This window comes from Exiguobacterium oxidotolerans JCM 12280 (genome assembly GCF_000702625.1).
GTDB classification, from domain to species: Bacteria; Bacillota; Bacilli; order Exiguobacteriales; family Exiguobacteriaceae; genus Exiguobacterium_A; species Exiguobacterium_A oxidotolerans.
In genome coordinates, this window is the sequence record NZ_JNIS01000001.1 from 2,237,828 (window position 1) to 2,260,219 (window position 22,392).

Consider the following 22,392-nt stretch of genomic DNA (forward strand, 5'->3'; position numbering starts at 1 on the left):
GGGAAAAGTGCGTTTTTAACGCACTTTCAGAGGCAGGCAAGACCCTGCTCGTTGTCCGTGAGGACCAAGGAGCAACGGCTTGCGCCTCGCCCGAGGAAAGCAACGAAAAGGTAGAAGATTTTTTTTGACAGATATGACTTCTCCATGCCGTCAAAGAACGAGTTTAGACTGGGTAAGTCGTCCTAACCGCTCGAGTGAGACCTCGTGTTCAGCATATCGAATTTGACCGTTCTCAATCCGATAGTCAACTTCAAGGAGATCTTCGACGAAATAGTGATCGGTTCCAGCCATGTCAATCGGATAAGCGAGACCGGGTAATGTAGCGAACGCCAGCGTCTGGCGACGGCCGATGCCACTCTCAAACATCCCACCGAGCCAATACGTCGCTTTTTCCCGAATCGTTAAGGCATTCGTCAAGCCACCGACACGTGCCGGTTTGATATTGATGATTTGACCTGCACCGAGTGAGTGCATTAAATCAGCGTCAGTGATGGTTTCGATCGACTCATCCAAACAAAGTGGGGTTGAGAGCAGTGACGCGGCATATTGATGCGTCAACCAATCATTAGCCCGGAATGGTTGCTCCATCATGAGTAATCCATACTGATCCCAGTCCTGTAAAAGACGTATATCTGAACGGGTGAAACTTCCGTTGGCATCAAACATTAAAGGCGCATCCGGGAATTGTTTCCGAACGTGCGCTAAGACGGAGGTATCCGTTGGGGCTAGCTTTAGCTTGATACGCTGAAAACCGTCCTGTAACGCGTCCTCAACGGCACGTACCGTCTTACTGGCTTCCGCGCGACCAAGTGCTTTTCCGCAAGCGATGGCTTTGTTCGCGTCACCCCCGAGATACGTGGCAAGCGTTTGGTTACTCGCGCGAGCAAACAATTCATAGGCGGCGCCGTCGAACATCGCTTTTGCCATCTGGTTTCCTTGAATCGGTTGAAAGCGTGTTGCGACTTCTGACGGATGATGGAGCGGTCCTTGAAGCAAGCGATAGAGGACGGGAGCTAAGGCATGAATCGAATCTTGTGTCTCCGCGGTATACCAAGGTGTCTCAAAGGCGACACCTTCCCCGTAACCAATGTTACCTTCTGTGTCCGTCAATCGGAGAATCGTCGTCCGGCGATCACTTAAGGTAGTGAGTGCCGTTTTCATCGGCTGACGGAATGTTAATCGGACATCAAATAATTCGGCGCTTTGAAGGATGATTGTCATACGAATTCCTTCAATTGATGGCGCAACAGTTTGCCGTTCGCATTACGCGGCAATGCGTCACGGTAAACATAGGTGACAGGACACTTATATTTGGCGAGCAACTGACTGATTGCTTGACGGACGGTCGATTCTTCAACAGCGCTGACGATGAACGCAACAGGGACTTGTCCCCAAGTCGAATCAAAGCGACCGACGACACCAGCTTCCTTGATTCCGTCAATCGAGAGCAGGGCAGACTCGACTTCAGCCGGATAGACATTCTCACCGCCTGAAATGATTAAATCACTTCGCCGATCGAGAACGTACAAATAACCTTCTTCATCTAAGCGTCCAAGATCACCTGTCTTGAGATAGCCGTCTGCAGTAAAAGATGCTACGGTCGCTTGCTCATCTGAAAAGTAACCTTTCATGACGGTCGGTCCTTTGACTTCGATTTCTTGATGGCGTGTAATTCGGATATCGGTTGGGGCAATTGCTTGACCGGCAGAACCGATTTTTCGTAACGCATCTTCCGGCAATAGTGTCGCAATTTGCGAAGCGGTTTCTGTCATCCCATATGTTTGCATGACGGGAATCTGTCGATCGAGGGCACGAGTCAAAATCGGTAAAGGAACCGGTCCGCCGCCTGTCAAGACGACACGCAAGTCATAGCGACGTAACCCTGCTTCAAGCAGCCGATCCAACATGACAGAAACGAGGGAAAGGTGGGTAATCCGTTCATTTTTAATCCATTCAATCGTTTTCGTCGGGGCAAAATGGGGTTCAAGGACGATGGGGGCTCCGTAGATGACAGCACGGTAAACGACAGCGAGACCACTCATATGAAACAGTGGCGTAACGATTAAGAAGCGATCCTCCGTCGAGGAACCGATATGACGTGCCGCATTCATCGCACTTGAAAAGTGATTTAGCATTGTCTGTTCGACTGCCTTAGCCCGACCGGTCGTTCCGCTCGTAAAGAGCATGGATTGGACATAATGCTTTGGCATATGTCGAACGATGATGTCAGGTGCCGTGTTCGTATAATGGAATGGTAAAATCTTGATATCGGTATCTAGCGTCCGGTCGGAGATGACATATTTGACTTGTGCTCGTTTTAATTGATCATCCAGTTCGCGCTGACTTAAGCGAACATTGAGTGGAACGATTGTTAATTCAAGTAGTTGTGCCGCATGGATGGCAATAATATACGACTGACTTGCTGGACCATAAAGAGCAATCCGATCACCGCGCGAAAGGTGGCTTGCCCAGGCACTTGCTAATTTGTGTGCTGCCGTATATAATTCCTGCCAAGATAAGCGGGCTTGATCTGTGACTAGAGCTAAGTCGTTAGGTTGTTCCTTAGCGCGTGTATAAATCCAAGGGTACACCGGAAACCACATCCTTTCTTCAAGTGATACGAAAAAGGTTCAAACGTCTCACGACATTGAACCTTTTTTCGTATTATGGGAAACGTGGGAATTGACCGAAGTCAGGATCACGTTTTTCTTTGAACGCATCGCGTCCTTCTTTTGCTTCATCTGTTGTGTAGTAGAGTAATGTTGCATCTCCAGCAAGTTGCTGAATTCCAGCAAGACCATCAGAGTCTGCATTAAGCGCTCCTTTTAAGAAACGAAGAGCTGTTGGTGAATGTTGAAGAATCTCAGAACACCATTGGATTGTTTCTTGCTCAAGATCAGCAAGTGGTACGACCGTATTGATGAGTCCCATGTCGAGTGCTTCTTGAGCACCGTACTGACGGCAGAGGAACCAAATTTCACGCGCTTTTTTATGGCCGACGACACGCGCCAAGTAACCAGAACCATACCCTGCATCAAATGATCCAACTTTAGGACCTGTTTGTCCAAACTTCGCATTATCAGCAGCGATCGTTAAGTCACAGACTAGGTGTAAGACGTGTCCGCCACCAATTGCATAACCAGCGACCATCGCGATGACCGGTTTCGGGATCACACGAATCAAACGTTGAAGGTCAAGGACGTTCAAGCGTGGGATTTCATCTTCACCGACGTAACCACCATGTCCGCGAACTTTTTGGTCTCCACCTGAACAGAAAGCGAGATCGCCTTCACCTGTCAAGATGATGACACCGACGTTTTGGTCGTCACGCGCACGTGAGAACGCATCGATTAATTCATGGACCGTATGTGGACGGAACGCATTGCGCACTTCTGGACGGTTGATCGTAATTTTAGCGATCCCATTCCATTTTTCGTATTTAATGTCTTCATAACTACGAACTGCTGCCCATTCTGGAGCATATTTCATCTAAATTCCCCCATTTGCTTAAGTTAAGAGTAGTTTCTCTACTATTGTAACAAACTTTTCCGGTTGGTCGATATGTGGGGCATGCGTTGCATGCGAAATCTGGTGGATTTTTTTTGAATCCGCCGCTTGTTGCGCAATCTGTTTAAACTTTTCATCATATTCCCCGACAATCCACTCGATGGGTAAGTCATGTATCGACTTCCAAAGCGACGGCATATTGCCTGTTCCTTGCGCGGCGAGCGAAGCAGCTAGTCCCTCTGCAGATTGGGACAAACGCTCCGACCGAATTTGTTGCTGCGTAAATGACGGTAATTGCCGCTGGCTTGCGAACAGCGGTAACGCTTCCCAGTGCCGGACGAATGCTTCGAGTCCATCTTCAAGCAACATCTGTTGCAAAAGTCGGTCTTGGACGCGGCGGCTACGGCGCTCGTGCGCTGTCTTTAGACCAGGTGTCGTACTGACAGCGATCGTCTGTTGGACTTGCGTTGAACAGGCTGCGAGCATCAAGGCAATCCGTCCACCCATCGAGTAGCCTAACACGGTCCATGGTTCGGTTCTTGTTGCAAGTAATGCTTGTAAGTCTTTGACTTGTTCCGTCAAACGCATCCGCTGATACGCAGCGGGCGGCGTCTTTCCGTGACCAAGCAGGTCAATCCGATAGACAGTGTAGGTTTCCTGAAGTCGTGCACTGAGCATCGTCCATGTCCGGCTGCTGCCGGTAAACCCATGTAATAACAACAATGGAGGGCCTTGTCCTTCGACTTCGAGATGGTAGTCATGGTCACGTAACTTCATTGGAAATACTCCGTCAGCGCATGATTCGTCTGTTCCCAAATCGCACGGTGCTTCAAGACGTTCGTCGCACGATCTGTTCGAATCTCAAGAATGCGTGTGACGGTCGTCGGTTCGGCCAACCGGGTTTTCAGTTCGGAAATCGACGTGACAACTTGGTGATTGATGCCGTAACCGGCCGCGATGTGACCGAAATCCAAGTGCTGGGCTGTTCCAAATAACGGTTCGAAGACCTCGGATTCAAGCTGTTGCTGTTGTGGTAGGAAATTGAAAATTCCGCCCCCGGTGTTGTTGATGAGTAAGATGGTAATCGGACGAGTCCGTGCCATCATCAAGCCATTGACGTCATGAATAAAGGCGAGGTCACCGACGAGCAAGTAGCGTTCCTGTGCATCGTATGTCGCACCGACTGCGCTCGATAAAATCCCATCGATTCCATTCGCACCACGGTTGGCGAGAAGGCGAAGCGGTGTACCTGTAGGCAAAAACGTATCGATGTCGCGAATCGGCATGCTGTTTGAGACGAATAAGCTGCCTCCTTGTAATGTGTTCAAGGCACGAACGACGTTATATTCCGTCAAGTCGTTTTGGTCGAGTGAAGCGAAAACGTTCGTGACGGTTTTTTCGGCTGCCTGAATCGTTTTGAGATAAGCAGGGTCATGCTTAGTCACAGGCATCATCCGGAGCTGGCTCGGATGGCCCGCTAACAGAGTCGTATGCAGTTGCGGTGCACGCCAATTCGCGGCATGACCGACGACCGTCGTCGGGATGTCATGTGACCAAAGTAAATAAGGTTTTGATGTCGGCATTGCTCCGAACCGTAAGATATGGTCGGGTTTAGCTGCTGTTTTGACTGTCTCATTTTTTAGCCACGTATCATAAAAGGCAAAAACGGTATCTGTTTTGTACTGACGTCCTTGACTCAGGGGATCCGCTAAGACGGGAATTTGAGAGTGTTTCGCGTAATCCAAAATAATTTTTGTATCGACCGTCGAAAGTTGTGGTCCGATGACAATCAAAAGACGCTTTGTAGACAGAAGAGCTAGGAGCTCGTCAGTCGTCACTTGCTCGGCAAAGCGAGGGAGTGTTCCGACAGGTCGTCCAGTCCGTAATGGATCAAGCTCCGGAATCAACGGTTCACGTAGCGGGACATTGATATGGACCGGTCCGGCCGGTTCGGTCATCGCTAACAGGACGGACCGCGTTGCGACATGAGCGACATACGATAGACTTTGTTCTTCCGGTAACGGGAGATCGAACGCGTGGCGGACTTGTTTTCCGTAAAGACCGACTTGGTCGATGACTTGTGGCGCCCCGACCCCGCGCAATTCATGTGGTCGATCAGCAGTCAAAACGATCAAGGGAAGTTCGAAAATATTGGCTTCCGTGATAGCAGAAAAATAATTCGTCGCTGCCGTCCCGCTTGTACAAATCAAAGCGACGGGACGTGTCTGTTCTTCCGTCCGTGTTAACCCTAAAGCAAAAAAACTAGCCGACCGTTCGTCAACGAGGACGTGGGTACGGCTAGACGGGTGAAGAAATGCGGCGATTGCGAGTGGGGTGGAACGAGACCCTGGACTGATCACGAAATCACGAACTCCGCTAGCGACGAGCGTATCGATTAATGTGTGCATCCACTTAGTCAACATAAACATCATCCTTTTCTAACGTGCACAGATGTGAGAGAGCTTGCAGCATCGGTGAGAGTTTGGTTTCCGTCTCGTCTAGTTCGCTTGTCAATTGCGATCCTTCGACGAGTCCGCAACCGGCATAGAGAATTGCCGACCGTTCCGTGAAAAGACCTGACCGGATGGCAACAATGAATTCACCGTTTTCTTGACCGTCCATCCACCCGACAGGAGAACCATACCAACCGCGTTCGAACGTTTCAATCTCACGGATGGCTTTGACTGCTTCAAGTTTCGGTTCGCCACCTAACGCAGGCGTCGGGTGTAATTTTTCGATAATCTGCAGCAACGTCACGTCCGGTGCCAGTGTGGCAGTGATTGGTGTATACAGGTGCTGGATATGTCGATTCTTAAGCAACATCGGTTGATCCGGCTTTTCGATTCGAGTCGATAAATCATGTAACGTACTCGTGATGGAGTCAACGACGATTGAATGTTCAACACGATTCTTTTTGTCTTCGAGCAACGCAAGACCAAGTGCGTCATCGGTTTGTTCGACTGCGTGACGTGGCGCGGAACCAGCGACGGCCGCTGTTTTAATTTGGTTTCCTTCTTTTAAGACGAGTCGTTCTGGTGTAGCCCCGAGGAAGGCCTCGTCGACGGTCGGCTGGAAGAAGAAAATATAACTTCCCGGTTGAGACCGTTCGAGTTCACGGACGAGTCCGGCAAGGTCAACGGCCTGATCCATTTCGTACACGACTTCACGGGCCAACACGATTTTCTTTAACGATGTCTGTAAAAGTTGTGTCGCTTGATGGAAAGACGCTTCAAAAGCCTCATTCCCGTCGCGCGTCATGCGGATCCGGGTCACGAAACGATTTGCTTTTGGTTGGTGTAACTCGGCGTAATCAGAAGCGAGTTGATTGAGTGTTTGTTCAGCGTTTGAATGAGGATCGATGGTCGCAAATAATGTAACGGTCGTCCGGCCGTCCCGTTCTAAGAACAGAAATTTCGGAACCGTCATCGAGGCTTCTCCGAAGGAAGACCACCGATAATCGGGTGCTTTAAGTTCACTGAACGAAAAACCACAAAACGCAAATAAATCATCACCTACATGATCACGGTTGAGATTCGACCATTTCGATTGGATTCGTAAAAAGCGATCGTGTCCTGACGTGTTTAACTGTTTCGCAATACCGAAGCCGATGGCACGCATCGATCGGTCGGGTGTCGTAAAGTAATAACGTTCTGTTGTTCCATGCGTCAATGAATTGACGTCTTGCGCTTCGATTTCCCATGAATAAGAAGCGATTATAGGGCGCTGGTATGCGTTCGCATGACCAACGGCCTGTTCAATACGTTGTTTAAGCTCTTGTTGAGCGTAAGCCATACCGCTCATTGCCCCCTAGTCTGTAGATACTGTGATACGTTTCACTTAATCTAAGTGTAAACTTTTTGTTGAAAAAAAAGAAGGAATAAGCTATCTTTCATTGAGCATTGACAGCAAAAAACGAAACCCGATACACTTAGACGGGAAAGGGGTTTATTATATGAATAAATCAATCGCCGTATATTGGCGAATGACACGACCACATACATTAACAGCAAGTTTTGTACCGGTCGTCGTGGGAACGGCTATCGTCGCACCACGTATCGAGTCATTGCGACTCGATCTATTTTTTGCGATGTTGATTGCATCGATGTTGATTCAAATCGCAACGAACTTATTTAATGAATATTATGATTACAAGCGGGGACTCGACAATGAAGAGTCAGTCGGCATCGGTGGATCCATCGTCCGGGATGGATTCAAGCCCGAGACGATTCTTGCCTTCGCCTTATCGCTTTATGGAATCGCTGCGCTGCTTGGAATGTATCTCTGTCTTGAGACGACATGGTGGTTGCTCTTAGTCGGACTTGTTTCGATGTTCGTCGGTTACATCTATACCGGGGGACCACTCCCGATTGCCTACACACCGTTCGGAGAAATCGTCGCCGGGTTCTTCATGGGCTACGTCATCATCGCGATTTCTGCATATCTTCAGATTGGCTATGTCCCGACGGAAGCGGTCGCGATTTCAGTGCCGGTCGCGATTTTGATCGGGTCGATCTTGATTGCGAACAATATTCGGGATCTTGACAATGATAAAGTGAACGGAAGAAAAACGATTGCTTGTCTCGTTGGTCACCGGGCGGCCGTCTACGTCTTGATCGCCTTTTTTGCTGCTGCCGTCATTTCGTTAATCGTTGCCGTCGTTGCGTTTAACGTCTCCTGGTTCGCGTTACTTGCCTTACTGAGTATTCCGTTGATGATTAAGGCCGTGAAGCTGTTTTGGGACGATCTTGAACCACAAGAGTTGATGCCGGGCATGGCACAGACGGGAAAAGTGAATACGATTTTCGGATTGTTGCTCGCGATTAGCTTGACGTTCGCTAACTTCTAAAAATAGTACCTTTAAAATACCCCACTGCCGTGAATACGGGCAGCGGGGTATTTTTTTGCCATGCACGAGCTACTCGTAAGAGTAGGATTGGTTGTCACCGATTTAAAATTTTACTATAATTGAAGCAATGTGCCTGAAATATTCGAGTGGATACTCGGGAATCATGAATTTTTTTTAGAGGTGGAACTGGAATGAATAAAATCGCGGTAATCGGAAAAGTATTCGTCGACATAAAAGGAACTTCGTTCGCTCCATTGCATAAGGATGCGAAAAACGTTGGAGACATCACGTTCTCAAATGGTGGTACAGGACGGAATGTAGCGCAGAACTTAGCCGTTCTCGGGAATGATGTTCGCTTTATCTCGACGGTTACGAACGACCAAATCGGTGTCGGCGTGTTGGAAGAACTAAAATCATACGGTGCAAATGTGGATCACGTCGAAATGCTTGACGACAACGGGATGGGCATGTGGTTGGCTGTCATGGATAATGAAGGTGATTTACAGACATCGATTTCGAAACAACCTGACGCAAAACTGTTGGAAGAAGCGATTCTCCGTCAGTCCGTCTACGCCTTAGATGGAGTCGATGCAGTCGCGATTGATTTAGATTTATCCGTAACGGTTTTAGAACGTTTGATTCATCTCTGTCGGAAAATGGAATTGCCGCTGTTCGGAGTGTGTGGACACCTTAGTGTCATCGAACGGAATCGTCATCTCCTTCAAGGATTCACCGGTTTCATTTGTAGCCGGGAAGAGGCGGAAATCTTATCCGATTTATCAATCGTGACGGTCCAGGATGCGCTTCATGTGGCAAATGAATTAGCGAAAAAAGGGGCACCGTTCACAGTCGTGACGATGAGCGAGCTCGGTGCAGTCTATGTTGATCGCCGCAGTGCGACGTCTGGTCACATCGGAACAAAAAAAGTGAAGGTCGTCGATTCAACCGGAGCGGGAGACTCATTCTTCTCAGCTGTTTTGTCGGAGTTAACAGACGCCAAAAAAGCAGAAGATGCTTTAACACTCGGAATGAAAGTTGCTGCAGAAGTCATCGCTTCTACAGAAAACGGCTTAGTTCCTGAAATGTTAGAGACGATTCGATAAGTAACTGGACGATATCTAATGTAAATGTGGGGAGGGATAGCCATGCCAATACAACGAAGTGCCGTCATCATTTTGAATGAAGCAGATGAGGTTGCCTTGATTCGCCGGGATAAACAAGACGTGACGTATTACGTTTTCCCCGGAGGTGGTCTCGAAGAGGGGGCGACGCTCGAACAAACGGCGATTCGGGAAGCTCATGAGGAATTAGGTGTCGATGTCGAACTCGAAGGGGTAGCGGCAATCGTTCGTTTTAACGATTTAGACAATCCATATTACTGGGCGAAAATCACGGGTGGCGTATTTGGTACAGGGACTGGTGAAGAGTTCGAAGATACATCATCTGGGTATACCCCGCTTTGGATCAAACGTAGCGCACTAAAACAGTTACCAGTTCGTCCGACTTCTCTCGTCAAGGAATTGTCAGAGATGACAGAACGATTTTATGATATTCGACTAGAAGATATTTAAGGTTTTAGTTGAACCAAACAGGGAAATAAATAGGTAGACGAAGAGGTAGTCCTAGACTACCTCTTTTTAATTAAGGAGAGATGATGAGGATGGCGCATACACGTGACCCAAAGGGGTTAGCACTTAATTTAAAGCAGCGAATGTCTGATCATAACATTACAGACTACGCTGGAACGCTCGCCTATTATTGGTTTTTATCGATTTTTCCAGGTATCATTTTTGTTATTTCAGTATTGTCATTCTTCGATATTGATCAGCAAACACTTGAATCGCAACTTCGCGATTTAGCACCGGGTGGATCAGTGAATACATTCACGGATGTCATCTTCCAAGCAATCAAAGAACCTCAAGGTGGTCTGCTCTCGATTGGTGCGATTTTAGCGATTTGGTCAGCATCTAAAGGTGTCGATCGTTTGATTACAACTGCCAATCACGCCTATGGAGATTTTTCTCCACGGAGCTTTGTTGCTTCGCGTGGAATCGCCTTAATCTTGACGGTCGTTCTCGGGATTGGGATGTTATTGCTGATTATCTTAAACGTTCTCGGTGGTCCGATCATTAGTTACTTAGCAGATTTTGTTTTACCGATTGATATGGGGCAAAAAATTCTTTTGACGGTTCTTCGTTATACAATCTCAACAGTGCTTCTGATTGTCATCTTGTCCATTTTTTACCGGGTTGCACCGAAACGTCCGATTACGATGAAAGAGGCGATTCCAGGTGCCGTGTTCGGTGTCATCGTTTGGCAATTGCTGTCCGTTGGATTCGGATTCTACGTATCGAACTTCTCGAATTACAACCAGACGTATGGTTCACTCGGGAGTGTCGTCATCGTTCTTTTATGGCTCTACTTCACAGGATTGATTATTTTACTAGGTTCAGAATTAAATGCTTCATGGGAACGTTTCATGAAGAAGGCCGATCCGAAAAAAATGGAAGAAAAACGTCTGAAAGAACAAGCAGATCTCGACTCGATTCCGACGAATACGTTCGGATGATAAACAAAAGACGCTAAAAACCGGTTGCTCGGTTTTTAGCGTCTTTTTTAGTGAATTACTGAATTATGCTGCGACTTTTTTTAAGCGGGTAGTCATCTCGATAGGTGAGGGAGCGTCTTTTTGTAAAAGACGTAAGCTGTTAAGGATGACGAGAATCGTCGATCCTTCATGCCCGACGACAGCGAACGGCATGATGAGGAATTGAGAGAGATTCGAGACGATCAAGATTAAGATGACGCCGATTGCGAGCGTGATGTTTTGTTTGACGATACGGTTCATTTTCCGTGCTTTGTTGACGGCGTAAGCGAGACGGCCTAAGTCATTTTTCATCAAGACGACATCAGCAGTCTCTAAAGCAGCATCTGTCCCTTCGCCCATCGCGATTCCGACATGAGCAAGGGCAAGAGCAGGAGCATCATTGATTCCGTCACCAACCATAGCGACAGTTTGTCCATCTGCTTGGTATTGTTTGATGTAGTTTACTTTATCTTCAGGTAGACATTCTGCGACGAACGATGTAAAACCAGCTTCTTCTGCAATTGCAGCTGCCGTGACAGGGTTGTCGCCTGTAAGCATGATTGTCGTGATGCCGAGCGAGTTGAGAGAAGTGATGGCTGCTTTTGCTTCAGGACGAATCGTATCCCGGAGTGCATAGAGTGCAACGATGGATTCGCCGTTACTGACGTAGACCATTGTATTTCCTTTTTCTTTTAATGTTTGTTCCATCGAGCGGAACGGATCGTTTAAGCCTTCATGGAAACCATATTTTCCGATCCGATACGTCACGCCGGAAACCGTCGCTTCAATGCCGTATCCTGTCACGTCTTTAAAAGCAGACGGTTCTTGCGTCTCGATTTGAAGATGATCGACAATCGCTTGAGCGAGCGGGTGATTTGATTGCGCTTCGATGGAGGCGACGGCTTGTTTGATCAAGAACTGATTAGCGTCCTCTGCATAATGACTTTCTGTCACAATCGGTTTACCGGTTGTGAGTGTACCTGTTTTATCGAAGACAATCGTATTGACTTGTCCTAACGTCTCAATATGAGCGCCCCCTTTAAAAAGGACACCGTTCCGGGCAGAAGCCGCGATTGCTGATAGGGCGGCGGGTGTGATTGAGGCGACGAGGGCACAAGGTGACGCAACAACGAGTAAGATCATCGCCCGGTAAATGCTCGTCTCGAAACTCCAGCCGACAAGGTAAGGGGGAAGGATCATCATTAACGTGACGACGACAAGAACGACCTTGACATAACGACTTTCAAAGCGCTCGATGAATTGAGCAGAAGGGGACTGTTCACTTTGCGCATTTTGGACCATGTGGATGATTTTTTGGAACAACGATTCATCAGCGGCTTTCGTCATCTCAATCGTCAAGACGCCGTTCATATTGACGGTCGAGTTGTAGACCGTGTCACCGGTCCGTTTTTCGACCGGAATGGATTCACCCGTAATCGAAGCTTCCTCAATCGCGGCTTGACCACGAATGATCGTCCCGTCTACAGGAATCCGTTCGCCGGGACGGACATAGACGATATCACCAACCGAGAGCTGTTCAATTCCGATGACTTCAAGTTTTCCGTCTGCGTTCAATCGTGTTGCTTCTTCTGGTTGTAGTGACATCAGGCTTTGAAGAGCGCGTTCATTTTTGTTCATCGTATACGTTTCAAGCGCACCGGATAACGCGAAGATGAAAATTAGGATTGCACCTTCCATCCAGTAGCCGATTGCTGCTGCACCGATTGCTGCTAAAATCATCAACAATTCAACATTCAATGTCTTTTCTTGATACGTTTCTGTCAATCCCTCTTTAGCTTTCGCATAGCCTCCGATCACGTAGGCGGATAAGTAAAGTGTGACGTAGACAGTTGCCGGAATTTGTAGTTTTTCGAAAGCGTAAGCAATTAAAATTAATATTCCGCTAAAGAGTGCTAAAATCAATTCGTGATGCTCCTCGACAGCATGACGAATTGCGGAACGCTGATGAGTATCGGTAGTAGTAGAGGTAGTCATAAAAAAGCTCCTTCCAAATTATAAATGAGAAATGAAATCATTATATTAAAACAATGAGAATGTTTATTACCAACGTTTTTAAGTCAATGATAATGAGTTTCATTGTCGCTAGATTATAATTATTATTATCTGTAAAGTTACTATACCATGCATCAGTGAAAAGAAACAGGGAAGGAAACTGAAAAAAATGAAAAAAATCTTAACCCATCCGGTCGGGATGGTTGTTTTTGCATTGTTTACGACACTTTTATGGGGGAGCGCCTTTCCGTTCATTAAAAAGAGTTATGAACTTTTAGCAATCACATCTTCAGAATATGGAGAGCAGTTATTGTTTGCGAGCTATCGTTTTTTCTTAGCAGGAGTTTTATTGCTCATCGTCAGCGTTCTGATTTTTAAACAACCGATTACTTTGAAAAAGAGAGCCTATGCCTATAGTCGGCTTGGATTCTTTTTGACCTTTTTACAATATGTCTTCTTCTACATCGGGTTGTCCTTATCGACAGGTGTCCAAGGCTCAATCATTGCCGGTTCAACATCGTTCTTTCAGATGTTACTTGCACACTTTCGTTATGAAGACGACCGCTTGAATCGTTTTAAAGGACTAGCGTTGTTCTTAGGGTTCACGGGTGTGATTTTAGCAAACTGGCCACAAGGGTCGGCGGGTGTCACGTTCGGTGTCGGTGAGATTTTGTTGATTTGTGCAATGATCTCAGGGGCATTTGCTAATTTGATTGCGAAAGAATATTCAGCTGCTTATCCGGTCGCACCGATGACGGGCTGGGCAATGGTGATTGGTTCAATCGGCCTGTTCATCGCAGGTGCGGTGCTGAATGGTCAATGGTTCCCGTTCCACTTCACACAAACGACAGCCTGGATGTTGTTCTATCTTGCTTTTTTGTCGGCGACAGGCTTTACGCTTTGGAACTTACTGATGAAGTACAATCCGGTCAGTCGCGTATCACTGTTCATGTTTTTCGTTCCGATTTACGGTGTCAGTCTATCTGCACTGATTCTCGGTGAGACGATTCCACCGCAAGCACTTCTTGGATTATTGTTTGTCGTCGCAGGAATTCTCGTCTCGACGTATCTTCCAATCTGGTTTCAAAAGCGTGGTTGACGAAGAATCTGAATCGTGTGAAAATAGTCTCAATTAAAGTTTCATTCTTAATCGTTCGTTGCTGAAGCCGACTTGTTCGGCTTTTTCTGTACGGTCATAAAACACCGATTCGGCCTTGCCAAAAAGGCTAGTATGACTAGAAAACGAGAGGAGATGAGAAAAGTGGAACGTAATGAGATCGTTCGAAAGATCATGGCAAATCGCCGTCCCCGGGATGAGTTCGCTCGGTTCGTCGTAACATGCGTCAGCCAGCAACTCAAGGAAACCCATGGCGAGGTCGATGTGGAAATTATTGAGGCGGAAAAGGGGTACGATTCAGTTTGGTCGATCAATGGTCGAGAGGTCATCGTGTTATTGGAGACGGAAGAGTTGAAGCAAGCAAAAAATCAACCGTACGCAATCGATGAAAAGCTCTGGCAACGTTTTCGACAAGTCGGAATCGTCAAGTGATACCGTCTCGTGAATAGGAGTCATCGAATTACGATGGGCTGAATGAAAAATAAACGCTAAACAATAAAGGGAGTGTCGCATCGAGCGGCACTCCCTTCTTACTGTACATGAAAGAACGGGTCTCATTTAATTTGTGCAGGCTTAGCTGTCGAGCGAAATAATAAATAAGCCAGTGTAAAGAGGACGCCGACAAATAAACTAAAGTAAAAAGCAGGAGGAAGTAAGACGAACACACTGCCTGCAATCGGTCCGAGAATCGATCCGAGACTAAAGGAGATACCAGCTAGGAGGTTGCCGGTCGGTAACAAATGACTCGGCAATTGTTCCGTCATATACGCGACCCCTAATGAATACGTCGAGCCAAGTGCCATGCCGCTAAAGGCGAAGATGGCGAACAAGGCGCCGTAACTTTCAAAAAAGAAACAAGCTGCAAGAAACGCACTCGCTCCAATGCAGAGTACAGTGATTAACGTCCGCCGTTTTCCGAAGTGGTCAGCGAGTCGTCCGAGCGGGAGTTGCATAATGAGCGAACTGACGACGAATGTCGTGATTAAGGCACTTGTCTCGGACAAGGCATAGCCGTTACGTGTCGCAAAAACCGGGAAGCTTGCATTCAATGTCGCTTCCAAAAATCCGTACGTGAAGCCAGGCAGTAACGTAAACCAGGCACTCGCGAGGACGAGACGATAGCGGGAGGCGGCACTTTGTAATTCTTCCGGCATGATGTCGGTTGGTTTTTCATTCGGCAAGCGACGTAACAAGACGAGGACGATGACGGTCAACGTCCCGGTTAAGACGAACGGGAGCCAGTCGATGTAGTCGACAAGTGGAGCGGCAAGAGGACCGAGTGCGAAGCCGAGCCCGAAAGCCATTCCGTAAAGCGACATCGTCCGTCCTAACCTTTCATTCGGTGTAATCGATGTCACCCAGACTTGCGAACCGTAATGTAACGTTTGATCGCCAAACCCGACGATGAAGCGTAACACCATCCAAGCGAGGACGCTTGGTAACAGCGGAAAGGCGAACACAGCGACAGCGACTAATGACAGCCCGAAAGAGATAACAGGGACATAGCCATGACGTCGTAAAGGTTTTTCCATCAACGGAGCAGCGACGATGACACCGATATAAAGGACGGCAGCACTCAGTCCATTTATGTAAGCGGGTGTTCCTTGACGCTCGAGTAAAATAGACAACAAAGGAATCAATAATCCTTGCGTAAAGCCGGAGATAAAGACAATCGATAAAATCAGGGCGAAGCGACGAGACACGACAAAACAACTGCCTTTCATTTTTTGAATTAAGCATAACATGCCCCGCTTGCACGATTGTACAGCGGGGCGCTTGTGTTCCTATTTTTCAGTCTGTTCAAAACGGGTTGGGCGTGGCATATGCAGAAGGTGTTCGTCCCAATCCGTCTGGTCGAACACTTCGTCATGTTCGATGCTGTGGGAAGAACGAATTCCAATCATCATGATTCCGAGTACCATACTGAACATCCCGATGATGGTGACAATTCCGACGAGCCATTCCATTATGAAAACCCCCTTCAACGAAAGAACGTGTGTCCACTTTGTGACAATCTTTTCCCCGTTTGGAAGCAGGCAAAACCTGTCCGCTGTTATAAGCGACTCGATTGCTTGAGGAAGTCGACATCTGGATAGTAGGCATTCTTGACGAGGGCATTTGGTCCGAGGCATTTAACGGCCGGGCAATGACACGATAAACTTTTATTCAGTTCAGTTTGCTGCCAGGCGGCATAGGCGTCATTGAAAGAGGTATCGTGAATCGTTCCGAGAGAAGCGAGCTCATCCCCGAAGTCTGTTACGATGATCTCACCATCAAAAATATTAACGTTCAAACGGGAGCGGCCATCCGGATCGTTTCGGACGGATACATTCGCTTCTTGACGCAGACGGCGATGCAGCACTAAATCTTCTTCGTTCATCGAACAGGCATAGAACGGTAACGTTCCGAAGAGCATCCAGACGTTTTGGTCACGGACGTCAAGCAACCGATGAATCCCGTCACGAATCTCATCAAGACTGGCCGCTTCAATCATCGAAGCGAAATCTGCTGGGTACATACGCTGATTGAAATCTTGCATCTTGTTGAAGGCTGTAATCGCAGCGAATCCTGAATCATACATAGGATGTATTTCATGTCTTGCACAGCCCATTTCCTCTACTACCTGCTTATGAATCTTTTCAATGTGAGGCAGGGTTCTACCATTCAACATAGTTTCTGCTGAGATCATAACTCCCATTTCAGATAGAGCTTTAGAGTTGCTAATCATCTTTTGGAATAGCGCTTCTCTTTGTTCTCTGCTTGCTTTTCTTTCAGCCATAGCAAAGCCTACATTTGTAAACTCATCTACAGTAGCCCAGTTATGAGAGATATGTAGGACATCAAGATAAGGAGCAATCATCTTATAGCGCTCCAAGTCCATAGTTAAATTTGAGTTAATCTGAGTATAGATACCTCGCTCATGAGCATATTTCAGAAGAGGGAGGACATAGCCCTTAACTGACTTCATACTCATCATAGGCTCTCCTCCTGTGATGCTGATGGTTCTCAGCTCCTTGACCTCATCTAACCTCTTGATGAGCAATTCAATAGGTAAAGCGTCAGGGTCTTTGAGTGCTAAGTTATGACCTACCGCACAATGAGCGCATCTCATGTTACAGAGATTTGTTGTAGTGAATTCAATGCTTGTTAAGATACTTTTACCATGCTTGACTACATCTTGATATGCCTCCCAAGCATCTGTTTGAGGGGTTTGTTTCTGTTTTTTGATATTTACTTGCATTTAAATTCTCCTCTCATACTAATCACTTGACTATTATGAGTATAGTTTTAAAAAAGTGTCAATGAGTGTAGTTGAGGTGATAAATACAAATGAAATGAGCAGAAAGATTCTTCTACTTTTGGATAAATATTAATTTTTTTCGAGTAGATCAATTAAACTTTTAACCTTATCAAATAATTCATCAAAAGTAATTAAAGTAACTGTAGCTAATTCTTTTCTGTATATTTCAAATGAATTTCTTTCTAATTGATTATTTAAAGAGCCTAATCTTCCAGCGATAACAACGCAACTAGGATTTATAACTTCGAAATCTATATCTTTTCCTTGTCTAATACTGCTTGCAACTATACCATCAATTTTTGATAATAAAGATAATTTATAGTTTAGAACTTGAGAAACTGCACCTACAATATGGGTGTGTGGAGGATGTAATTCTCTGTAGGGTTTTACATGAAGTAACTTTTCCTGAGGAGTTTTAATTTCAATTAATACAGAGTCTTTAGTAAAAGGGTTTGCTAAGAAAAAATCTACTACGTTACCACCCCTGTTGTCATATGCCTTCCCACCTATATATGCTTCTTTTTGAATGAGGACTGTGGGAGTAGAAAAAATTTGACTTAGTATCCAAGTGTGATCTTTTAAGACATCTTGCCAAAACTTTTCACTTTGATTTAATTCTTTATTATCTTCCCAAATTGAAAGAACCCTTTTTAATTTAGTAAGTCCTACAACACTATTAATTCTATCTAAATCATCAATTTCAAGACTCTCCAATTTATTCACAATTTGACCAATATCTTTCTTTTGTGATATCCATTGAAATACTTTTTCAACTAAATGATTATTCTCTAATAACTCATCTATCAAAGTATCGTGTTTAGATAATAGGCTAATGATTTGATCTGCTTTTTCCTTCTCTGCAATTTCTTCCTCATCCCACAAACTATAGCGAGAACTTTCTAAACCAAACTCTTTTAAAATTAAATTACACTGTTGGAGTCCATCTAGTAATTTTTGAGTTTCCCCAAGACTAAGTTCAAGTTGTGTCCACTGTCCTGCTTTCATATTATTAGCGTCTACTTCTTTGTATCTTTCCCATTTTTCATTAAATCCCTTTTTCAAAAATACAATCTTCGCTTTAACTCCTGTTTTATCACTATAAGGGTCATCAATTAAAGTTGGTATAAACACCATTTTTGTACTTTTCGTTTTGCGCAATACAATTTCACTACCATCAGAAACAGAGAATGATTTCTTTTTAATATCAATGATATCCAAAAAACTATACCCCCTTAGTAATATTGCCTATAATAAAAATGTAACATTTTGGAAAGGTTTTAAGAAAGTGTTTTATAAAATTAAGAAGAGGTGTTCTAGTGTTCAAAGATTTAATTGAAAATATTACTTTATTTACTTTTAGTGTTTCTTTGTTTGCTCTTATATTGAGCGTGTGGAACTTTATTAAACAACATTTTTCTTCAGAAATTATAGTATATCCTGTAGAAGAGGATAATTTATTCTATTTAGTAATTGAAAATATAGGTAATGCAAAAATCAATATTAAATCTTTGCGATTAAAGGTCATAAGGCATCACCAAGAAATTTATTCTTCGCATTTAAGTGGTATGCCCATATTTAGAAGAAGGCATGAGTTGCTTATACCTGGTAATTCCTCTTACAAATTTATTGTTGGAGATACGCATAATCATGAGGAAATTATAGATGTACTTCCGCAATTAACACTAGAAGTGGAGACTGTCAAATTGAAATATTTTAGGGATACTAAAATACACAACTGTGATTATGGAATTTTTTTAAAACCAAAATTTATGTATGAGAAAAAAGCTTCAAATAAATGATATTTGTTTGTTTTAAACTTCATAAGCCCTGCTTCTTATTTTTACAATATTAAATTATGAGGAGGTTCATCTATATGCCTATCTTTAAATATTATGCCTTGGTCACACCAGATTTAGAGGACAATTGCTTTCTAGTGTCATTCCCTGATTTAGAGAATGTCTACACTGATGGAGAGACACTTGTAGAGGCTGTTACTCATGCAGAGGATGCTCTGGAGACAATGCTAGAGGTAATGCTTGTTTATGGAGATGAGTTTAATCCTCCAAGCCCTGCATCAGCTATCACTGTACCAGAGGGAGCTAGTTTGATTGCAGTAGAGGTCAATGTGAATACAAAGGGAGAGGCTGTTTAAGCCTTCCTTTTTTCTTTGTCTGGAGACATGATTAGAAGCCCTGTCCAAGTCTTATAGAAGCTGAATGAGGCTGTTAGAGGACTGAATGAGCCTAAATAGCCCTTTCTGTCTCAGTTTATATGACACTAAAAATGATACTATTTTAAAAAGTTGTACCAATTGGGATAACAACTAACAGCATTTTAGAGGACGGTTGGACATCTGATGAAAAAAGTTTTGTTGCTGAGCCCTACAGCCCCAAAGGTTTAGAGCTTCTTTAAAAGTTTCTACAATCTCATACTTTAAACTCTTTTGTGTTAGCTGTCATAGAATATGTAGATAATTAATTGTTTTTTTATTAACAGCTTTGAAAATGCTTTAGTTAATAACAGTTATAACAGTTATAACAGTTAAAGAATACTGATAAAGATAACTGATAAAGAAAAGGTATAAAGAATAGTAGAAGTGTACTTGATATTGTTGAGAGCAGTTAAGCTATTGCATGTAAGAAAGATTGTTATGAGTAATGCCCTAGAGACTGATCTTAAAAGCTCACTCTCATTCCTTTTTAAACTGATCTGATTAACTAGGGCTTTATATTGACCTGATAGGAGGCTGTAATGCTTCTTGTCAGGCTTTTTTATTTACCTAATAGCCCAAGTTATACAGAGTTAAAGCCTTTGATTATTAGCAGTATTAAGCCTGTTGATTAAGGTCATTTACTTTAAGTGGGCATTGGAAAAATAAGAGGGGGAGGGTCTTTCAGTATATGGACTGCTAATTGCTGTGTAATGCCTGATGAATGGCTGTTAAGTCACAGAGGGATGATATGCAGAATGATGCTGTTGATGTGCTGATATGCCCAAGAAATGAGGAGTGAGCGTGACATAAAAATTATTTACAGAGGGGAGTTTTACAGCATGGCTAATACCAAGAGGACAGCACTCAAGCCTGAGCAGTACAAGGCTATTGCATTGATGGTGTATAAGGATGTTAATGGGCTGACTAATGACATGATTGCAAAAGAAGTGGGTGTCAATCCTTCTACCCTGTATGAGTGGAAAAGCAGGGGTACTTTAATGAGGAGCTTATCAAACAATCTGAGGAGGTACAGAGGTCTTTCCTAGCAGATACCTACACTCAGCTCAGGATGATTATTAATAATGGTAAGGTACAAACAGGTAACAAACTCAAGGCTATTGAGATGGTACTCAAGAACCAAGGTAGATTAAAGGATGTACAAGAAGTGACACAAGTAACAGAAGATAAGTCACTGAATGAACTGTTAAAAGAATTGAATAAGATGTAAGACACTGAGACAATGGCTGACTGCTGTTGTCTCTCTTTTTATTTGTGCATTTATATCTGATTGCTTGCTTAACTTTATGCACTAAGATATTGCACAGCTTAAAGCCTTGATGTTATGTCATCATTCATCTGTCTCTCAACTGTGCAATTAAGAACTGTTTAATGCACTCTCACACCAGACTCCTCAGCTAGTGAACAGCTCAGCAGAGAATTTCTGTTTGAGTTGGGGGAGTGACAGGGGGGAATACCCCTCCTGAGGCTCTGGGAGAAGTGTACAGAGAATCTCTACAATAAAAAATACTTTGGGCTTTAGTTAAATAAAGTATTCAATTTGTCACAGTTTACTGATCCCATCTAAATACTTTCTGAAATAATGCTAGGGAGTTGTTAAGATGAGTAAAGAGCAGGAGCTAATGGACAAGGTACTAAAGATGATAGGCAAGCAGGCTACTACTATGAGGGTTACTGAGAAGGGAGTAGCTGTGGCTACTAGAGGAGAATTAGATACTGAGAAGCTAGTGAGGAAAGCATTGAGCCTGTAAGGGTTTGGTGCTTTTTTATCTATCTTCTTTTAGATGTAATACTCAAGACATTCCATACATTGGATGCACCTCGTGACGAGCACACCCCATATCAACAATTTCTTGATGGATGGCTTCGAGATGCGGGAGTGTTCGTTTGTTTATCATCGTTTCAGCAGAGACGAGGACACCCCAGGCATTTAAAATCCGGGCATTTTCCTTCATCTGTTCAAATAACTTCGTTCGGGCTTCGCGCGACGGTTTTCGCTCCATCATCGCAAATCCGCCATCGATGAAATCATCCGCCGTTCCCCAGTTATGGGATATGTGTAAGACGTCGAGATAGGGAATGATTAATTCGTACCGCGAGAGTGGAAGTGTTAAATTTGAATTGATTTGGGTTTTAGCCCCGCGTTCGTGGGCATACTTAAGTAAAGGGACAACATATTCCTTAACCGATTTCGTCGATAGCATCGGTTCGCCTCCTGTAATGGAAAAGGCCCGGAGGTGTTTGATTTCATCGAGACGTTTGATTAATAGTTCGACGGGGATTTCCGGCTTCTCGCTACTTGCTAACATGTAGCCGACGGCGCAATGTTCACACCGCATGTTGCAGAGTTTCGTTGTCGTCACTTCGATGTTCGTCAGCATGGCCTGGCCATACTGTTCGATATCACGATAGGCTTCCCACGGATCATTTTCGATCGTGATCGTTGATTGTTGTAACATGGATATACTCCTCCTTCATAAATGCTCCACTTCGTATCGTATGCTAAAATAACGACGGAATCTATAAGAAGAAAGGAAGTCTGAATAATGGGAAAAGCAAGAACTGATAAACTTGGCCAGATGAATGTGCTAAAATCAAGAATGCAGCTTCTATGCCACACGATCGATTCACTGGATGAAACATCAGATATCGAGGATTTAGAACGACTCGCAGTTTCCTTGGACCAGTTAAAAGCCAAGGTACTTCGTTATGCAAAAGATATGAAGGAACATGAGGGATCAGAAAGCGGTTAATCGAAACCGCTTTTTCATTTGTATCATGGAAAGGATGA

20 protein-coding genes and 2 pseudogenes are annotated in these 22,392 nt (G+C 44.6%); 10 read left to right on the forward strand and 12 right to left on the reverse strand.

Features of this window, described 5'->3' with window-relative positions; all coding sequences use genetic code 11:
* Nucleotides 1-150 precede the first annotated feature (150 nt).
* The 6 genes from menC to P403_RS0111335 all read right to left on the reverse strand — a co-directional run bounded on the left by menC (nucleotide 151) and on the right by P403_RS0111335 (nucleotide 7,299).
* Nucleotides 151-1,221, reverse strand: coding sequence for an o-succinylbenzoate synthase (gene menC / locus P403_RS0111310; RefSeq protein ID WP_029332745.1), 1,071 nt, complete (start codon nucleotides 1,219-1,221; stop codon nucleotides 151-153).
* Nucleotides 1,218-2,591: an o-succinylbenzoate--CoA ligase gene (gene menE / locus P403_RS0111315; protein ID WP_051667375.1), complete on the reverse strand. Its 1,374-nt coding sequence runs from the start codon at nucleotides 2,589-2,591 to the stop codon at nucleotides 1,218-1,220. Before menE ends, menC begins: the two co-directional genes overlap by 4 nt.
* Before the next feature lie 73 nt (nucleotides 2,592-2,664).
* Nucleotides 2,665-3,489, reverse strand: a complete 825-nt coding sequence (gene menB / locus P403_RS0111320; protein WP_029332747.1) for a 1,4-dihydroxy-2-naphthoyl-CoA synthase — start codon at nucleotides 3,487-3,489, stop codon at nucleotides 2,665-2,667.
* Nucleotides 3,490-3,507: 18 nt separating this feature from the next.
* Nucleotides 3,508-4,284 (reverse strand): 2-succinyl-6-hydroxy-2,4-cyclohexadiene-1-carboxylate synthase, encoded by a 777-nt coding sequence (gene menH, locus P403_RS0111325; RefSeq protein ID WP_029332748.1) that lies wholly within the window; start codon nucleotides 4,282-4,284, stop codon nucleotides 3,508-3,510.
* Nucleotides 4,281-5,930: a 2-succinyl-5-enolpyruvyl-6-hydroxy-3-cyclohexene-1-carboxylic-acid synthase gene (gene menD, locus P403_RS0111330; RefSeq protein ID WP_051667377.1), complete on the reverse strand. Its 1,650-nt coding sequence runs from the start codon at nucleotides 5,928-5,930 to the stop codon at nucleotides 4,281-4,283. The genes menH and menD overlap by 4 nt, the downstream gene beginning before the upstream one ends.
* The gene (locus P403_RS0111335) at nucleotides 5,920-7,299 is read right to left on the reverse strand and encodes an isochorismate synthase (protein WP_029332750.1); all 1,380 of its coding nucleotides are present in this window, start codon (nucleotides 7,297-7,299) and stop codon (nucleotides 5,920-5,922) included. The genes menD and P403_RS0111335 overlap by 11 nt, the downstream gene beginning before the upstream one ends.
* 160 nt (nucleotides 7,300-7,459) lie before the next feature.
* Here P403_RS0111335 and P403_RS0111340 point away from each other — a divergent pair, with 160 nt between their 5' ends.
* The 4 genes from P403_RS0111340 (at nucleotide 7,460) to P403_RS0111355 (ending at nucleotide 10,922) form a co-directional block, all read left to right on the forward strand.
* The gene (locus P403_RS0111340; RefSeq protein WP_029332751.1) at nucleotides 7,460-8,353 is read left to right on the forward strand and encodes a 1,4-dihydroxy-2-naphthoate polyprenyltransferase; all 894 of its coding nucleotides are present in this window, start codon (nucleotides 7,460-7,462) and stop codon (nucleotides 8,351-8,353) included.
* A 191-nt stretch (nucleotides 8,354-8,544) separates the two neighbouring features.
* A complete protein-coding gene (locus P403_RS0111345) occupies nucleotides 8,545-9,456 on the forward strand; it encodes a guanosine-inosine kinase (RefSeq protein ID WP_029332752.1) in 912 nt (303 codons plus the stop codon).
* A 42-nt stretch (nucleotides 9,457-9,498) separates the two neighbouring features.
* Nucleotides 9,499-9,924, forward strand: coding sequence for an NUDIX hydrolase (locus P403_RS0111350; protein WP_029332753.1), 426 nt, complete (start codon nucleotides 9,499-9,501; stop codon nucleotides 9,922-9,924).
* Between the two features lie 89 nt (nucleotides 9,925-10,013).
* A complete protein-coding gene (locus P403_RS0111355) occupies nucleotides 10,014-10,922 on the forward strand; it encodes a YihY/virulence factor BrkB family protein (protein WP_029332754.1) in 909 nt (302 codons plus the stop codon).
* Between the two features lie 63 nt (nucleotides 10,923-10,985).
* Here P403_RS0111355 and P403_RS0111360 read toward each other — a convergent pair whose 3' ends face one another.
* Complete coding sequence (locus P403_RS0111360) at nucleotides 10,986-12,935, reverse strand: heavy metal translocating P-type ATPase (protein WP_051667379.1); 1,950 nt, start codon at nucleotides 12,933-12,935, stop codon at nucleotides 10,986-10,988.
* A 187-nt stretch (nucleotides 12,936-13,122) separates the two neighbouring features.
* Between P403_RS0111360 and P403_RS0111365 the strand changes: the two genes are divergently transcribed.
* Nucleotides 13,123-14,052: a DMT family transporter gene (locus P403_RS0111365; protein ID WP_029332756.1), complete on the forward strand. Its 930-nt coding sequence runs from the start codon at nucleotides 13,123-13,125 to the stop codon at nucleotides 14,050-14,052.
* Between the two features lie 153 nt (nucleotides 14,053-14,205).
* Entirely contained in the window at nucleotides 14,206-14,502 is a 297-nt protein-coding gene (locus tag P403_RS0111370) for a hypothetical protein (protein ID WP_235195201.1), read from the forward strand.
* A 122-nt stretch (nucleotides 14,503-14,624) separates the two neighbouring features.
* On the opposite strand, the gene P403_RS0111375 is transcribed toward P403_RS0111370, so the two are convergent.
* The 4 genes from P403_RS0111375 to P403_RS0111390 all read right to left on the reverse strand — a co-directional run bounded on the left by P403_RS0111375 (nucleotide 14,625) and on the right by P403_RS0111390 (nucleotide 18,589).
* The gene (locus P403_RS0111375; RefSeq protein WP_235195202.1) at nucleotides 14,625-15,815 is read right to left on the reverse strand and encodes an MFS transporter; all 1,191 of its coding nucleotides are present in this window, start codon (nucleotides 15,813-15,815) and stop codon (nucleotides 14,625-14,627) included.
* Nucleotides 15,816-15,854: 39 nt separating this feature from the next.
* Complete coding sequence (locus P403_RS0111380) at nucleotides 15,855-16,037, reverse strand: hypothetical protein (protein ID WP_029332759.1); 183 nt, start codon at nucleotides 16,035-16,037, stop codon at nucleotides 15,855-15,857.
* Between the two features lie 86 nt (nucleotides 16,038-16,123).
* A complete protein-coding gene (gene yfkAB, locus P403_RS0111385) occupies nucleotides 16,124-17,311 on the reverse strand; it encodes a radical SAM/CxCxxxxC motif protein YfkAB (protein ID WP_029332760.1) in 1,188 nt (395 codons plus the stop codon).
* A 129-nt stretch (nucleotides 17,312-17,440) separates the two neighbouring features.
* The gene (locus P403_RS0111390; RefSeq protein WP_029332761.1) at nucleotides 17,441-18,589 is read right to left on the reverse strand and encodes a Shedu immune nuclease family protein; all 1,149 of its coding nucleotides are present in this window, start codon (nucleotides 18,587-18,589) and stop codon (nucleotides 17,441-17,443) included.
* A 98-nt stretch (nucleotides 18,590-18,687) separates the two neighbouring features.
* Here P403_RS0111390 and P403_RS0111395 point away from each other — a divergent pair, with 98 nt between their 5' ends.
* The 3 genes and pseudogenes from P403_RS0111395 to P403_RS16985 all read left to right on the forward strand — a co-directional run bounded on the left by P403_RS0111395 (nucleotide 18,688) and on the right by P403_RS16985 (nucleotide 20,811).
* Nucleotides 18,688-19,170: a hypothetical protein gene (locus P403_RS0111395; protein WP_029332762.1), complete on the forward strand. Its 483-nt coding sequence runs from the start codon at nucleotides 18,688-18,690 to the stop codon at nucleotides 19,168-19,170.
* Nucleotides 19,171-19,244: 74 nt separating this feature from the next.
* Nucleotides 19,245-19,523: a type II toxin-antitoxin system HicB family antitoxin gene (locus P403_RS0111400; RefSeq protein ID WP_029332763.1), complete on the forward strand. Its 279-nt coding sequence runs from the start codon at nucleotides 19,245-19,247 to the stop codon at nucleotides 19,521-19,523.
* Nucleotides 19,524-20,422: 899 nt separating this feature from the next.
* Nucleotides 20,423-20,811, forward strand: a pseudogene (locus tag P403_RS16985) (phBC6A51 family helix-turn-helix protein).
* Nucleotides 20,812-21,406: 595 nt separating this feature from the next.
* Here P403_RS16985 and yfkAB (P403_RS0111415) read toward each other — a convergent pair.
* Nucleotides 21,407-22,060 (reverse strand): annotated as a pseudogene (gene yfkAB / locus P403_RS0111415) (radical SAM/CxCxxxxC motif protein YfkAB); the annotation flags it as partial.
* Nucleotides 22,061-22,147: 87 nt separating this feature from the next.
* Between yfkAB (P403_RS0111415) and P403_RS0111420 the strand changes: the two are divergent.
* The gene (locus tag P403_RS0111420; RefSeq protein WP_029332765.1) at nucleotides 22,148-22,354 is read left to right on the forward strand and encodes an SE1561 family protein; all 207 of its coding nucleotides are present in this window, start codon (nucleotides 22,148-22,150) and stop codon (nucleotides 22,352-22,354) included.
* The last annotated feature ends 38 nt before the right edge of the window (nucleotides 22,355-22,392 follow it).

What these genes read in the sequence shown, in the direction of transcription:
- P403_RS0111365 (WP_029332756.1), top strand. Translation starts at nt 13,123, where the DNA reads ATGAAAAAAATCTTAACCCATCCGGTCGGGATGGTTGTTTTTGCATTG.
- P403_RS0111345 (WP_029332752.1), top strand. Translation starts at nt 8,545, where the DNA reads ATGAATAAAATCGCGGTAATCGGAAAAGTATTCGTCGACATAAAAGGA.
- P403_RS0111400 (WP_029332763.1), top strand. Translation starts at nt 19,245, where the DNA reads ATGCCTATCTTTAAATATTATGCCTTGGTCACACCAGATTTAGAGGAC.
- menH (WP_029332748.1), bottom strand. Translation starts at nt 4,284, where the DNA reads ATGAAGTTACGTGACCATGACTACCATCTCGAAGTCGAAGGACAAGGC.
- menD (WP_051667377.1), bottom strand. Translation starts at nt 5,930, where the DNA reads ATGTTGACTAAGTGGATGCACACATTAATCGATACGCTCGTCGCTAGC.
- P403_RS0111350 (WP_029332753.1), top strand. Translation starts at nt 9,499, where the DNA reads ATGCCAATACAACGAAGTGCCGTCATCATTTTGAATGAAGCAGATGAG.
- P403_RS0111370 (WP_235195201.1), top strand. Translation starts at nt 14,206, where the DNA reads ATGAGAAAAGTGGAACGTAATGAGATCGTTCGAAAGATCATGGCAAAT.
- P403_RS0111375 (WP_235195202.1), bottom strand. Translation starts at nt 15,815, where the DNA reads ATGTTATGCTTAATTCAAAAAATGAAAGGCAGTTGTTTTGTCGTGTCT.
- menB (WP_029332747.1), bottom strand. Translation starts at nt 3,489, where the DNA reads ATGAAATATGCTCCAGAATGGGCAGCAGTTCGTAGTTATGAAGACATT.
- P403_RS0111355 (WP_029332754.1), top strand. Translation starts at nt 10,014, where the DNA reads ATGGCGCATACACGTGACCCAAAGGGGTTAGCACTTAATTTAAAGCAG.
- P403_RS0111360 (WP_051667379.1), bottom strand. Translation starts at nt 12,935, where the DNA reads ATGACTACCTCTACTACTACCGATACTCATCAGCGTTCCGCAATTCGT.
- P403_RS0111340 (WP_029332751.1), top strand. Translation starts at nt 7,460, where the DNA reads ATGAATAAATCAATCGCCGTATATTGGCGAATGACACGACCACATACA.
- P403_RS0111335 (WP_029332750.1), bottom strand. Translation starts at nt 7,299, where the DNA reads ATGGCTTACGCTCAACAAGAGCTTAAACAACGTATTGAACAGGCCGTT.
- P403_RS0111380 (WP_029332759.1), bottom strand. Translation starts at nt 16,037, where the DNA reads ATGGAATGGCTCGTCGGAATTGTCACCATCATCGGGATGTTCAGTATG.
- menC (WP_029332745.1), bottom strand. Translation starts at nt 1,221, where the DNA reads ATGACAATCATCCTTCAAAGCGCCGAATTATTTGATGTCCGATTAACA.
- yfkAB (WP_029332760.1), bottom strand. Translation starts at nt 17,311, where the DNA reads ATGCAAGTAAATATCAAAAAACAGAAACAAACCCCTCAAACAGATGCT.
- P403_RS0111420 (WP_029332765.1), top strand. Translation starts at nt 22,148, where the DNA reads ATGGGAAAAGCAAGAACTGATAAACTTGGCCAGATGAATGTGCTAAAA.